This is a genomic window from Candidatus Babeliales bacterium (assembly GCA_035455925.1).
Lineage (GTDB): Bacteria > Babelota > Babeliae > Babelales > Vermiphilaceae > SOIL31.
This window is the reverse complement of the sequence record DATIEE010000005.1, coordinates 20,720-35,090: the sequence shown is the minus strand read 5'-3', so window position 1 is coordinate 35,090 and position 14,371 is coordinate 20,720. Positions and strand designations below refer to the sequence as shown.

Genomic DNA, 14,371 nt, shown 5'->3' with positions numbered 1-14,371 from the left:
TCTTTAGGCCACTCTGATTGTTGCTGTTCCGATACTTGAAGCAATATTGTACTTTGTAGCAATTCATTGCTATCAGGCTGAATTGATTCTTGGCATATTTCAACCAAAACTTTTTTTAACTTAATTAAACATTCACCTATGTCATTAAATTTTCTGTCGCTAATCATATTAGATATTGTACCAAACTGATATATATCAGTTATTTTTTTAAGCCGTAAGGAATATTTTTCACGATCAGATACTTTCGCGAGAAATTGTAATATATTTTGTATCGAAATATTTAGCGCATAACAATGAGTTTGTAATATTTTGGTATAATTATTTTCAAACTCTTGAGAAATTGAAGTAGGTTTATTTTTTTTGTAATTGGTTAAAATTAATTCTATGACTGCTATAGAACGATTAACATCATCAACACATTGTATAAATTGGTTTTTGGTGTTTGATACAAAAAAACAATCACGTATATATTCTGCATAGCCTTTTTGAGAATGCATGCTATCTAAACCTTTATTGTTGAAACTTTCAGATGGCTTAGATATCTTCTTGCTGTCGCCCCAATAATAATACATAACTATAGGATTTGTTTCTTTTTCATCATCCTTATCAAAATTACTTTGTGTAAAATCTGTAACCACAGAGGATGTTGAACGGGAACCTAGATTTTTAACGCCTTCATTAAAATTCTTCAGTGTTTCTAGTAAATCATTATCTCCCGATGAACTAGCAGTATGATTAAAATATGTTGCTATCATACTAGATCGCATAGATGATTCTTTATTAGAACTTACATTTTTATACAATAGTACTAAATCCCGTACTGGATCATGTAATGTTGATAAACTAGTATCAATATTACCGATTAAAACTGCACGTCGTGTTCTTCTCTCATCATCTTTTAATGTTGTATTCCTGCTAATTGTTAATAATTGTTTCTGTAGCGGAGCAATTGTATTCTCGCAATTGGTTATTGCTTTGCAAAGTGTTTGTGTTTTTGCTAATAACTTCTCCTGATTTGTTACCGATACTAAATTAAATTCTATTAATGATTGTCTTATATAATTCATTGCTGAACAAGGAAAATTAGTTATCACAACGACAGAAAGAATGAAAATAAATTGTTTGTTCATTGTTATCATCTTTATTAAATAATGGTAAATCTATTTTTTTTATATATTAATAGTTAAATATATAACATATTTCTATTATAAAGAATTTTGCTCAAAAAACAATGCGTTCTTCATTGTCTATTTTTTCATTATTGATAGTACGTGTATTTTACACTATTTTTACCTAAAAAATATTATCTATATTTTGTATAAAAATTTGTTGTACAAAGGTTGATAAACTACCAATAGATATTTTTAATAAAATATTTTATAAAATTATTATCTTTTTTGTTTTAATTTACATTCGATTTTTATGATAAAAAAAATAATAATCATTATTTATGGCTGCATCGATAGGTATCTATTGGTGTTTTATTTTTTTACTCTAAATGTATTATTTCTGATTCAATTATTATGAAATATTTAAGAATATATTACCACTAAAAAGTTAAAAAACTATTTGATTATAAGGTGCTTAGTCATTATTCTAGAATGATACAATGTGCAGTCTTTTTATATATAGTAACTATTTTAAAAAAAAAGTTTAAGGATGATATGGAACAACATAATAGAGTCACAACCGCACCCTTTTTGATAAGTGATGCATGTGAAAAGGTAGAAAATAATATCTCTATGTTTTCTGTTGTAAAAGCTGATGGTACTCGTGAAATTATTAATGAGAAACGACTACGACAAACAATTGGCTTTGCGTGTATTGGCTATGAATCTTATGTTGATCCTGAGCTTATTTTACGTGAAACATTAAAAAATATTTTTGATGGAATTACCGCAAGCGGTATTGCCGATGCGTTTATTCTTGCTGCTACAGCTTTTATTGAACGTGATCCTGCATATAGTAAGATAGCAATGCGTTTGCAATTAAAAAAGCTATTTAAACAAGTAACATTTACATCTATTTCGCGTATTAATAGCGAAGAGGTGTATCGTAATTCTTTTATAACAGGTATTACACGTGGTATAGATGCTAATTTACTTGATAAGCGTTTAGCAGGATTTGATTGTGAATATCTTGCGCAACAATTGATTCCTGAACGAGATAATCTCCTTGATTATATGGGAATGAATACGCTATACAAGCGATATTTTCTAAGAAACGAAACAGAACATATTGAATTGCCACAGGCGTTTTGGATGCGTGTCGCGATGGGCCTTGCATATAATGAGATAGATAAAAATAAGATAGCAGTTGATTTTTATCACGTAATGTCAATGTTGCACTATGTTCCCAGCACGCCAACGTTGCTTCATTCGGGGTTATTGCGTTCACAATTAAGTTCTTGTTTTCTTGCAACAGTTGAAGATGATTTGAATCATATTTTCAAAAGCTATTCAGATTCTGCTCAGTTAGCAAAATGGTCTGGTGGCGTTGCAGTTGATTGGAGCAATATCCGTGCGTGTGGTGCGATGATTGATTCTATTAAAGAAGAAAGTCAAGGAGTAGTGCCGTTTCTTAAAATTAATAATGATGTTATTGCAGCAATTAAAAGAAGTGGTAAACGACGTAGCGCTGCAGTTGTGTATCTTGAAACATGGCATTTAGAGATTGAAGACTTTATTGATTTACGCAAAAATACTGGTGATGAACGTCGCCGCACTCATGATCTTAATATTGCTAATTGGATTCCTGACTTATTTATGAAACGTGTTCTTGCAGATGAGCAGTGGACATTATTCTCTCCTGATGAAACCTCTGATCTGCATCATTTATATGGCAAAGCGTTTGAAAAACGATATATAGAATATGAGCAATTAGTTGTATTAGATGGCATTACAATGCATAAAACAATTTCAGCTCGCGGATTATGGCGTAAAATGTTAAGCCGCCTATTTGAAACGGGTCAGCCATGGATTACCTTTAAAGATGCGTGTAATGTACGTTCACCACAAGATCATGTTGGCGTTGTTCATAGTTCTAATTTATGTACAGAAATCACACTTAATACCTCAGCACAAGAAATTGCTGTATGTAATTTAGGTTCAATTAATCTTGCACGCCATGTAAAAAATGGAGCAATCGATGAAGAAAAATTAAGCAAAACTATTACTACTGCTGTACGTATGTTAGATAATGTTATTGATATAAATTACTATCCTGTTGCAGAGGCAGAAGCATCAAATATGCGTCATCGTCCTGTCGGACTTGGTATTATGGGATTTCAGGATCTGCTATATCAAGTAGGTATTAATTTTTCATCATTACAAGCAATTGCCTATTCTGATGAGCTTATGGAATTTATAGCATATCACGCAATTTTAACTTCCTCACAATTGGCTAAAGAACGCGGCACATATGCAACATATAAAGGTTCTAAATGGGATAGAAATATTTTTCCCCAAGATACTATTGATCTTCTTGAGCAAGAACGTGGTGTTGAAGTTAAAGTGCAGCGTGGCGGTAAACTTGATTGGACTTCTGTCCGGAATCACGTGCAACGTTATGGTATGCGTAACTCAAATGTTATGGCAATTGCACCAACCGCAACAATTGCAAATATCGCTGGCGTGTTTCCTTCCATCGAGCCAATTTATAAAAATATTTATGTTAAAGCAAATATGAGTGGTGAATTTACCGTTCTTAATAATTTTTTAATAGAAGACTTAAAAAATCTTGGCTTGTGGAATAATAACATGCTTGAGTTACTTAAATACTATGATGGAAATGTGCAAATGATTGAAGCTATTCCACAAACCTTAAAAGATAAATATTGTGAAGCATTTGAAATTGATCCCGTGCATCTTATTACCATTACTGCAGCTCGTGGTAAATGGCTTGATCAAAGTATATCGCACAATGTTTTCATGAAGGGTGTTTCGGGGAAATTGTTACATGATATTTATGTTGCTGCATGGCAATCAGGTCTTAAAACAACATATTATTTACGTACGCTTGGTGCAAGTCAAATTGAAAAAGCAAGTTTAGATGCACAAAAATTTGGCTTTACACAAAAACGTATTTATAAAACAGTTAATGGTATTATGGAAGATGTTCCACTTGAAGAGGAACAGGTTATAACATCAGATGATGATATTTTGTCGGGTGCATCATGTACCATTTCAGATGATTTAGCATGTGATTCGTGTCAGTAATAGTAATTACAATTAAGGAAAATGATGAATAAAAATGGAATTATTAATAATTCAACGGTAGATCCAAATAAAATTTTGCCTATGAGATATATGTGGGCGCGTCAACATTATAAAGATGGTGTTGCAAATAATTGGACTCCTGAAGAAATATCTATGCAATATGATGTTGAGCAATGGAAATCATCAACAGTACTGACAGAAGCTGAGCGACGGTTAGTTTTATGGAATTTAGGATTTTTTTCTACAGCAGAATCATTAACAGCCAATAATTTAGTACTTATTATCTATAAACATATAACCAATCCAGAATGCCGACAATATCTTTTACGTCAATCATATGAAGAAGCTGTTCACACCGATACATTTATTTATTGCTGTGATTCATTGGGGTTAAATCCTGATGAAATCTATACAATGTATGAGCGCATTCCTTCCATCAAAGCAAAAGATGATTTTGTCGTGAATTTAACGACATCAATTATGGATCCAAATTTTACCACTGATACAACAAAAAACATTCAACGCTTTGTACATGATCTTATTGGTTTTTATGTTGTCATGGAAGGTATTTTCTTTTATGCAGGCTTTGCAATGATGCTTGCATTAAAACGTCAAAATAAAATGATTGGTATTGGTGAGCAGTTTGAATATATTATGCGGGATGAAAGTCTTCATCTTGCATTTGGTTGTGATCTTATCAATGTGATAAAATCAGAAAACCCTGAAATTTGGACAGCGTCATTTCAACAAGAAATTACTGAATTGATCAAGCAAGCAGTTGTGTTAGAAAAACAATATGCATTAGATGCATGTCCGCAAGGGATGTTCGGCATTAATGCACAACAATTTGCAGAATATGTTGAACATATAACAGATCGTCGTTTAGAGCGTATTGATTTACCAAAAATATATGGCACTAAAAATCCATTTCCATGGATGTCGCAATCAACTGATCTGAGTAAAGAAAAAAACTTTTTTGAATCACGAGTTACCGAATATCAAACTGCCGGCTCATTAGAGTGGTAAAAAAAACATAAGATCAGATGAATGATTGGATGCGCAAGAAGAAGAGAAAATACTCTTCTTCTTTTTTTTTGTTTTAAAATTAAGATATATTTCCTATTAAATTATTATTTTTTTATAAGGAGGTTGCGATGATAAAACAAATAATTATGTATTCTTTATTGATGATGTCAGTTGTACCTGTTGCATATGGCATGGATCATTTTACTGTTGGCAAAGATCCACAAAAAAGTATTACGACGCGTAATGAGCTATTAATTATGATGGATGCGAAAGATATTGCGTTACATCGCACTGATATACAAGCTGATTCGCATCTAACAACAAGAAATAGACTACCAAAAGACATTGGTGATACTGTTTTAACCGGATTGTTAGCTGACATTGAAGACCCAGATAAATCAGGCTGGACTCAATTAATGATTGATCGTCCTAAAATTTACGAATTTGCGCAACAACATAAAATGTCACTTACAGAGGTTCAAAAAGCAATTACATTGTTACGAGAAACCCCAATCGATCCTACTCTTATGGCACAAATGGCACACGACATACATAATACAAACGAAAATAACCAGACACCGGACTACTTATCAAAGGGATACGCAGCTATACAAGAAGAAGATCCAGAGGCATTTTTACTTAATGGTATGTCGTTTTTAAAAGCTTTACACGATCATCAAAGTAAACAGCCAGTACTATTGCCACATCAAGAATCGCATCAAAATATACTTGATAACCATATTAAGTTACAAAATAGATATATGTTATATTATAAGATAGGTATAGGTCTAATGACTGCAATTCAACTTCTTGTTGCAGGAGGATGGACAACGTATACGAGATTTGCTCCTGCAGGTAATCATACCACTGCGTAATTATATCGCTCCATATATTTTTTTAATAATATGTATCAATTTTTTTTGAGTTAATGGTGGACCTTCGTAGCGACCAATTTCCTTGCCATCACGAAGGAATATAAGAGTTGGTATACCTTTTGGTCTGAATATATCTGCTATATCTGAAAAATAATCACGATTTATTTTAATAAAGGTATATTCCGGTAGTGTTGGTCCACTATACTCTAATAATTGTGACATACGAGTACATGGATTACACCAATCAGCATAAAAAACAAGAATTATATTGCCAACATTACTTAAAGAATGTAATAGATCCTTACTAGAGCAGCTGTTATTTTTTTGTTTATGTAAATAAATAATGTTGTGTGTCTCATTATTATTGTGAGAAAAAAGCAAGAAAGTGAAGATAGGCGCTAGTAAAAAAATTACTATTAGTATATTGAGCTTTTTCATATTATTTCCTTTTATATACGTATCCTAATTATTAGTGTACGTTTATTTTTTATTTTAGCAAATGAGCCTTAAACAAGCGGTGTAATTAAACAAACATCAAAAATAACTTAAATCTGCTAGATTGGTCTTGATAAATTGATCAGTTTAAAAAACACGATTAATATAATCCACTATTGCAAAGATTACCAGACGGTGATAATCTCTCAGTGATAATAAATCGTATATAAAAAAGGAAGCTGATATGATAAAATCTGTTAGATTTTTAGTAGTATTATCGGTAATGTCTATAAATGGATTTTTGTTGAGTATGCAACCAGATGAATCGTTTTTATCTTTTATACTTAATAAAGATTTGCATATCACAAGCTATACAGCGAACAATATGGATTATGCTATTCCACCAACTAATTTTTTAGAAAAAAACATTCTTGACACTGTGCCATTAAGAACAGACGATCGCAATGCACTTCAAAATGCGTTTAAAATGTTATCTTTAGAAAAACCTGTTGCAACAGTACCTTACGAATTAATTCATAATATAACAAAAGACAAAGTACGATTTTTAGCTAATATTATATGTTTGACTAATAATGGTAAGGATATAAGTAATTTTTTTGTAAAAGTTGCTGAAATAAAGACTCTTCTTTAATAATTTATATAAAACTATATCTAACCGGGATTTATCCCGGTTATTTTTAAATTTAAGGATTCTTTTATTATGATAACTAATTTTTGCATTATCTTACTACTGCTCACTCAATCATCATTATGCATGGAAACATCAAAGCAAATCTCAACTATAACTAAAAATGATCTACTATTAGAAACAATAGAACAAAAAAATAATAGAATTTCTCAGCTTTTAGAAAATCCCAATTTCCCAAAGCGCCTTACAATGGAAGTAAAGGAATTGCGTGAAAATAAAAATTTTGTAATTGACTTATATCCCGTTATTTCAAACGAACATCCATTTGAGATAAAAATTATTTTTCATGATGACCAAACCATAAAACACACATTAATTTGTCAAATGCCAGATAAATACCCGTTTCGTGCTCCTATTCTTTCTCTCACAACCGATAATAACAAGCTTAATGCAGAGGATTTAATAATTATTACTAAGAGTTTAGATGACAAAATCGCAAACTGGAGTCCTCAAAACCGAATACGTGAAATAGTTACTATGGCCGATGAAACAATAAAAACCTATATGGATAAAAGAATAACATCTCACTGGATGGCTAAAACTATAGGTTATGAAAGAGATCTCACTTATTTAAAAGATAAGTATCAATCTATCAATGAAAATCTAAACGGCAAATATCTAGAATTTCAAAAAAAATTTGATGGACTTTGGATTAAGACAATGCCAGATGGATATCTTGTATTTCATGTTGAAGGTGACTACATAAATATAACATTTGAACCTAAATACACTGGCGAAGCACCTTTATTTTATTATGGGGAATATGCTGCAGGATATTACATAGACAATAATGATCTATTTAAAATAGCAATAAGTGATGATGCTGATTCAGGAAAAATAAACAACTTCCAAATCATCAAAAATTCTAATTCCATTAAAATCATGTTTTTCTCATTACACTATGGTTCAACCTTAAATACTATTGTATCTAAACTTAAAATGGATTATATTATTGGAAAAAGTATTGAGTTAATTAAAATACACTAGTGAAAAAAATACTTAAAAATTGGTGTTTTCACATAAACTTATAACAATTTTTATCTATTATGGATATGAACGAATTATAGAAAATATTTCCATCTATAGTGAAACGTTACTTTTAACAATGGATGGCGGTAAAGATAGACCGAAAATGTATAAGCAATTCACCGATATGTTTGAACCCGGCGGTGTGGTAGATATAGCGTTCGAAACAGATATGAACCTATAAATAAAAATGATTAAAGCCTAAGAATTCTATTTACTCATCATAATCGCTTACGCGCTCTTAACTGAATTCTCCTTGATGGTATCTTATAATAATATGAAAGATGGTACGGCTTAATCATTTCAGGGCATAGTGGCTTTTCTTTAATCCATGGTTCATATGGTTCCATCTTTTTGTTAATTATAGTATTCATTAATGATCCAGAAGCACCGCCTACTGCACCCATCAAATACCACGCCATAGATACAGGCAGCGAAAAAGCATAGGAACCTATTAGGGATTTTAGTAAATATACTATAGTGTTAATTGAACCACCTACAAAAAAAAGTTAAACAACTGATCTTTATCTTCAGGTTTAAAATCAAACTTTCCTGCTTGCACTGCAACATTACAATTCGGTCCTGCTTTACGCCGCAAATAATATGGCAATGAAATAGCACTTTTATATTCTTCTTCAGTTAAAATTGAATCGTACTGCCTATCTATTATACTACCTGGAAGAAAGCCTGGCGCTCTATCTGTATCCTTATATTGCATTGCCTTTTGAACAGAATATAACTTTTTTTGATCAGAGGCATCAAGCCACATTAAGTCTGCTACATTAATCTTTATACCGCCATTTTTATTTAATCTTTCTTCATTATTCCAAAAATCTAATATTACTTTATACCTATCATGATTTACATGTATATCAATTGTATCAATATATAATTTAAGTATGGTCTGCTGAAGTTCTTTAGGAATACCAGATTGTTGTAATGCCAACATTGGTAATTTAACAGATTTATTACAGTGTATCCCTAGTTTGTATCGCAACCATAATGGTAATGAAACAGCTTTATCACTGATAAGCTCTTTATATAAATGTGGTTTTTTGGTATCCTTATATTGCATTGCCTTTTGAACAGAATATAACTTTTTTTGATCAGAGTCATCAAGCCACATTAAGTCTGCTACATTAATCTTTATACCGCCATTTTTATTTAATCTTTCTTCATTATTCCAAAAATCTAATATTACTTTATACTTATCATGATTTACATTTGTATCAATTGTATCAATATGTAATTTAAGTATGGTCCGTTGAAATTCTTTAGGAATACCAGATTGTTGTAACACCAACATCGACAATTTAACAGATGTATTACAGCGTATCCCCAACTTATATCGTAGCCATAATGGTAATGAAGCAGCTTTATCACTGATAAGCTCTTTATATAAATGTGGTTTTTCAGTTATGCCTACTATCTCCGATAATATTTTCATGTTCTTAGAATCAAGCTTTACTAAGTCTGCTATGCTAATTTCTTTGCCATGATATTTTTTTAATCTGTATGTATAATCTTGCATCTCTTCACATTGTTTCTCATCATAATTTTTCTCAATATGCAGTTTAACTATCAAATCCCGCAGCTCTTGAGGCATGTCAATTTTTTTTAATGCCATTATTGGCATCTTAGCTAATTGATATTTAAACTCTTTTTTGAATTGTATCATCTCGAGATTATCGATTTGATCAACTTTTTTTTCATGCATGGCAACCAATAAAGAATCTATACAAACCATAAGATTAAGTAAAATGACTAAAACAATATTAAAAAGGGACATAGTTTACTTCCTTAGGCAATAGTTCTAATATAATAATTAATATTTATAATAGAAACAATTTAAAAATAATTTATCTATGAAAGATGTTGATATTTAACAGAACATTTCAATAATTATTATACCCTGAATACGATAATATTTCTACAGGCATATTATGAAGAACCAAGATGCCCCATTTGGCAAATTATTAATTTCACATAAGATTATAACTAAAAGGCTGCGTATTAGCTGACAACAAAATTTTTACATTATTATTAATAATCAAGAGAAAGAAATAGAATGTATGATAATATTACAAGATTATTAGATTAATAAGACACGGATCTGCTTAATAAAGTTCAAATAATGATCAACAAAACGTCAAAACCAAAAAATAATTATTACTCGTAAATTACGACTAATAAATCTTAATACAAATCCAGGATCTAACCAGGACTTTTTATTGAGATTTATTTCAATTTTTATGTTATCCTAAAGGAATAAGTTATATTTATATCATTAATAAGCTACTGAATAATAGGTAAGCTTATTGAGTCTTTTAATGAATTTACTATGAACATAAAAATCATGCAGTCATATAAGTTAGTCGTTGCTTATGATGGTTCAGCCTATTTTGGATGGCAAGCGCAACTGCATAAATCATCTATAGCTGCAACATTAAATTATGCGTTTAAAGCTGCATTCAAAACCGAAGTAAAAGTTTTAGGTGCATCTCGCACTGATGCTGGAGTTCATGCATTAGGACAAATTGCATATATCAAAACAGATCTTTCAATTATATCAGATCGCCTTAAATGGGCTTGGAATAATGCCTTGCCTGCTGATATTATGATTCGCTCACTAGAACCAGTTAATGACTCATTTAACCCATTTTGCAATGTCGAACAAAAAATTTATTATTATCATTTTTTTACAGAACGCCCCTTGCCATTTGTTCAGCGTTATGGCTATTTTTATCCCTATAAAATAGATTTTGATATGCTCAGACAAGCATTACAATTTTTTGTTGGTACGCATGATTTTTGTTCATTTAAAAGTAGCGAGGATTTACGTATCAATACTATTCGTACCATTGATTCAATTACTTTAGAATATTTGCCGCGATATAAAGCATATCGTATTGTAGTAAAAGGCAAAAAATTTTTACGTCATATGATTAGGCGTATTGTTGGTGCAAGCTTATCTGTTGCATCAAAAAACAATCATTCTTTGCAATTACTACAGGATATAATGATTGCATGTAATCCACGTCATACTTTACCTAATGCTCCTGCACAAGGATTAATGCTCTATAAAATTATTTATAAAAAAACTAACTAAAGGATTATTCATGTTCACTCAACGTATAAGAAAAATAATTATAGTAACCGGCTCTATTGTAGCAATGTGTTCTGGTTTTGGAATATATAAATATTATGTTACTACTGCGCAGGGTCCCATTTATGATTTTAATTCCACTCGTGATACGCAAGCAATTCTAGATATTTTTAATCAAAATTGGTATTGGCTTCTAGCCAGTGATGAATCTTCACCAGCATTCATGATAAAATATCGTACACCCGATGCAAATCCTATGCATTTTGGATCATTACACATTAAAGTACTTCGCGAAAATGATAAACTTGCAGGATTTACTGCATATTATATGGAAAACTCACAACTAGGCCGTTTATTATTCTTAGCAGTAGCTCATGATTTTAGAGGAAAAGGGTATGGCAAAATATTAGCTCAGCATGCTATGCAAGAATTATTTAAAATGGGTGTTCATCACATTGCATTATGGACACGGGTAAGCAATCTTCCCGCTCAACGGATTTATAAAGAACTTGGATTTAAAGAAAAATTTAATGAAAATGGTTATCTTTATTTTGAATATTGACCACATTAGTAATAAAGATATACAAAATCAATGTACTTAAGAATATATTTAGACATTATAAATGCTCTTGTTTACAGAACAAAATTTATATAATAATACTATACAAAATTTAATTTATTATTTAAAATTAGTGCTGATATATACATATAATTTTTTTTAGAAAAGATTTTTTGATGAATACATATCGTACAATGTTTCGAGTTTGGGCGGCAATAGCAATGATGACATATGCTAATAATATAATGGCTGTGATAGGTTTAGCACAAAATCACGGGTATGGGGTAATTCTTGGATCAATGGCAGCAGATAAATTTATTGATAAAAATAAACATGCAAAAAAAGCTTTTGTATCATCTATAGGCTTAGTAATTGATGAGGGATTAATCAAATATTCAATTAGTAATGATGAAAAAGATAGAAATAGAATACTTAAGTTAGCTCTTTGTAGAGGAATGTTCCATTTCGCTTTAAATTATAGTATTCGTCGTGGTTCTCAAATGGTACATGATAATGTAGTTACGTTTGAGCAAGTAGCAAAAGAATGTGATGTTTTGCCAAAATCTATAGGTAATTATATTAATCCTACCGTAAGAATGTTTGCAGAAAAAATCACCCATCCTGAAACTCTTACCATACTGTTTTTCTGTATGATAAAATCAATGACAACAAGTAAATAGCGCATTATTTTTTTTGCAGCATTACATTTATCCCACATGTTTTTCTTGAGTATTTTTGTCTTCAAAAAAATATTGTAAAGATGTACATTATCATATCTCAATTCAATTGCAAACTATAATAACCATCTCTATCAAAAATTAAAACACAAAAATACAATTTTTATTACTTCATCTCATCAGGAACGGGTATTTTCATGTTATCTAAAATAAAAGGAGCTACATGGGATAATTGCGCAATAGGCAATGTAAACAAAGAACCTTCGACATTTTTTCGTATCATAACAAATGGTACAGGATTACTTGTATGAGCAGTTCGTACCTGCTGTGTAATGTCATCATACATATCTTCTGCTTTACCATGATCTGCAGTAATATATAATGTTCCATTCATTTTTTGTACAATTACGTCATATAATCTTTTAAGTTGCACATCAAGATATTCCACAGCCTTTACGGTTGCATTAAAATCACCGGAATGGCCAACCATATCAGCATTGGCATAATTAATAAGATAAAAATCAGCTGCATTATTACATAATGATTGTATTATTTCATCAGTAATTTTTTCAGCGCACATACGTGGATTATCTATATAATTTTGTGCAGGAATAGAATTAACCATTATTCGTGTTTCACCTATCACTGTCTCTTCATTTTCTCCTCTAAAAAAATATGTTACGTGTGCATATTTTTCTGTCTCAGCAATAGTGAAAATGGTTTTGCTATGCGCAGCAAGAACATCTTTAAGCGTATTATGTAACGGTTTTCTGGGAAATAATACCGCAGTTGAAAAATCTTCACTATATGCAACAGGTGTCATGAAAAACGTAAGATTAAGAGGTTTGACAATAAAATGAGAAAAGTGTTCCTGTATAAAAGCTGCGGTTAATTCACGCGCACGATCAGGACGTACATTACATAACAAAATTCCATCACCATTATGAATATAACCATCCGAATTAAGTTGTACTGGTGGAATAAATTCATCAGTAATATTATGTGAATAATTATATTCAAGAACTTTTTCCCACGAATCATAGAGATGATTTTGTTTTTCCGTAAGTATACGATAGCTTTGTTCGATCCTTTCCCAATTATTATCACGATCCATTGCATAATAACGTCCCTGTAATGAACCAAGAATTACACGACCGTTATTATATTGTTTTATATAGTGCGTTAATCGTTCTAAATATATATATGCTGATCGCGGTGGTGTATCACGACCATCTAAAAAAGGATGTATTATAATTTTTTTTACTTCAAGATTAATTGCTAACATGATAGAAGCATGTATCTGTTTTTCATGAGCATGCACTCCTGCATCAGATAACAACCCCATGATATGCAAAGATCCACCAACTTCCTTAAGCCGTTTGCATTGCTTAATAAACTCATGATTGTGCTCAAATGAACCATCTTCAATGCTTTGCAACCATAGTTTCATTGGTTGTGGAATAATACGTCCTGCACCCAGTGTTAAATGACCAACCTCAGAATTACCACTAAAACCTTCTGGCAAACCTACAGCTTCTCCTGCTGCTTGTAAAATTGCGTGAGGATATAAATTCCACCACTGGGTAAAATAAGGCATATGTGCATGTGCAATTGCATTATGTCTTTTTTTAACTGAATAACCAAAACCATCAAGAATAACAAGTGCAACAGGATGCATAGATTTCATATATATTTTTCTTTTTATTATTCGTACTACATCCTCAAGCAATTTTTTAACATT

Annotated in this window: 14 protein-coding genes; 9 read left to right on the top strand and 5 right to left on the bottom strand. The window is 31.1% G+C overall.

Annotation, left to right across the window (positions count from 1 at the left end; genetic code table 11):
* On the bottom strand, positions 1-1,130 hold a 1,130-nt coding region (locus tag VLB80_00625; GenBank protein HSC24708.1), incomplete at its 3' end, for a hypothetical protein.
* Positions 1,131-1,664: 534 nt separating this feature from the next.
* Here VLB80_00625 and VLB80_00620 point away from each other — a divergent pair.
* From VLB80_00620 to VLB80_00610, 3 genes are all read left to right on the top strand, one after another.
* Complete coding sequence (locus VLB80_00620; protein ID HSC24707.1) at positions 1,665-4,217, top strand: ribonucleoside-diphosphate reductase subunit alpha; 2,553 nt, start codon at positions 1,665-1,667, stop codon at positions 4,215-4,217.
* A gap of 24 nt (positions 4,218-4,241) precedes the next feature.
* The gene (locus VLB80_00615) at positions 4,242-5,243 is read left to right on the top strand and encodes a ribonucleotide-diphosphate reductase subunit beta (GenBank protein ID HSC24706.1); all 1,002 of its coding nucleotides are present in this window, start codon (positions 4,242-4,244) and stop codon (positions 5,241-5,243) included.
* A 128-nt stretch (positions 5,244-5,371) separates the two neighbouring features.
* Positions 5,372-6,118 carry a hypothetical protein gene (locus VLB80_00610; protein ID HSC24705.1) on the top strand — a complete coding sequence of 249 codons (747 nt, stop codon included), beginning with the start codon at positions 5,372-5,374 and terminating at the stop codon, positions 6,116-6,118.
* Here VLB80_00610 and VLB80_00605 read toward each other — a convergent pair whose 3' ends face one another.
* On the bottom strand, positions 6,119-6,556 hold the full coding sequence (locus VLB80_00605; GenBank protein HSC24704.1) for a thioredoxin family protein: 438 nt from the start codon (positions 6,554-6,556) through the stop codon (positions 6,119-6,121).
* 241 nt (positions 6,557-6,797) lie between these two features.
* On the opposite strand from VLB80_00605, the gene VLB80_00600 reads away from it, so the two are divergent.
* The 3 genes from VLB80_00600 (at position 6,798) to VLB80_00590 (ending at position 8,472) form a co-directional block, all read left to right on the top strand.
* A complete protein-coding gene (locus VLB80_00600) occupies positions 6,798-7,205 on the top strand; it encodes a hypothetical protein (GenBank protein ID HSC24703.1) in 408 nt (135 codons plus the stop codon).
* A 69-nt stretch (positions 7,206-7,274) separates the two neighbouring features.
* On the top strand, positions 7,275-8,249 hold the full coding sequence (locus tag VLB80_00595; protein HSC24702.1) for a hypothetical protein: 975 nt from the start codon (positions 7,275-7,277) through the stop codon (positions 8,247-8,249).
* A 22-nt stretch (positions 8,250-8,271) separates the two neighbouring features.
* The gene (locus VLB80_00590) at positions 8,272-8,472 is read left to right on the top strand and encodes a hypothetical protein (GenBank protein HSC24701.1); all 201 of its coding nucleotides are present in this window, start codon (positions 8,272-8,274) and stop codon (positions 8,470-8,472) included.
* A 37-nt stretch (positions 8,473-8,509) separates the two neighbouring features.
* On the opposite strand, the gene VLB80_00585 is transcribed toward VLB80_00590, so the two are convergent.
* Positions 8,510-8,710 carry a hypothetical protein gene (locus VLB80_00585; protein ID HSC24700.1) on the bottom strand — a complete coding sequence of 67 codons (201 nt, stop codon included), beginning with the start codon at positions 8,708-8,710 and terminating at the stop codon, positions 8,510-8,512.
* 74 nt (positions 8,711-8,784) lie between these two features.
* Positions 8,785-10,077, bottom strand: a complete 1,293-nt coding sequence (locus VLB80_00580; GenBank protein ID HSC24699.1) for a hypothetical protein — start codon at positions 10,075-10,077, stop codon at positions 8,785-8,787.
* A gap of 552 nt (positions 10,078-10,629) precedes the next feature.
* Here VLB80_00580 and truA point away from each other — a divergent pair.
* The 3 genes from truA to VLB80_00565 all read left to right on the top strand — a co-directional run bounded on the left by truA (position 10,630) and on the right by VLB80_00565 (position 12,633).
* Positions 10,630-11,397 (top strand): tRNA pseudouridine(38-40) synthase TruA, encoded by a 768-nt coding sequence (truA, locus tag VLB80_00575; protein HSC24698.1) that lies wholly within the window; start codon positions 10,630-10,632, stop codon positions 11,395-11,397.
* Positions 11,398-11,407: 10 nt separating this feature from the next.
* A complete protein-coding gene (locus VLB80_00570) occupies positions 11,408-11,956 on the top strand; it encodes a GNAT family N-acetyltransferase (protein ID HSC24697.1) in 549 nt (182 codons plus the stop codon).
* A 173-nt stretch (positions 11,957-12,129) separates the two neighbouring features.
* The gene (locus VLB80_00565; protein ID HSC24696.1) at positions 12,130-12,633 is read left to right on the top strand and encodes a hypothetical protein; all 504 of its coding nucleotides are present in this window, start codon (positions 12,130-12,132) and stop codon (positions 12,631-12,633) included.
* Positions 12,634-12,796: 163 nt separating this feature from the next.
* On the opposite strand, the gene gpmI is transcribed toward VLB80_00565, so the two are convergent.
* Positions 12,797-14,317 carry a 2,3-bisphosphoglycerate-independent phosphoglycerate mutase gene (gene gpmI / locus VLB80_00560; GenBank protein HSC24695.1) on the bottom strand — a complete coding sequence of 507 codons (1,521 nt, stop codon included), beginning with the start codon at positions 14,315-14,317 and terminating at the stop codon, positions 12,797-12,799.
* Between the last annotated feature and the right edge of the window lie 54 nt (positions 14,318-14,371).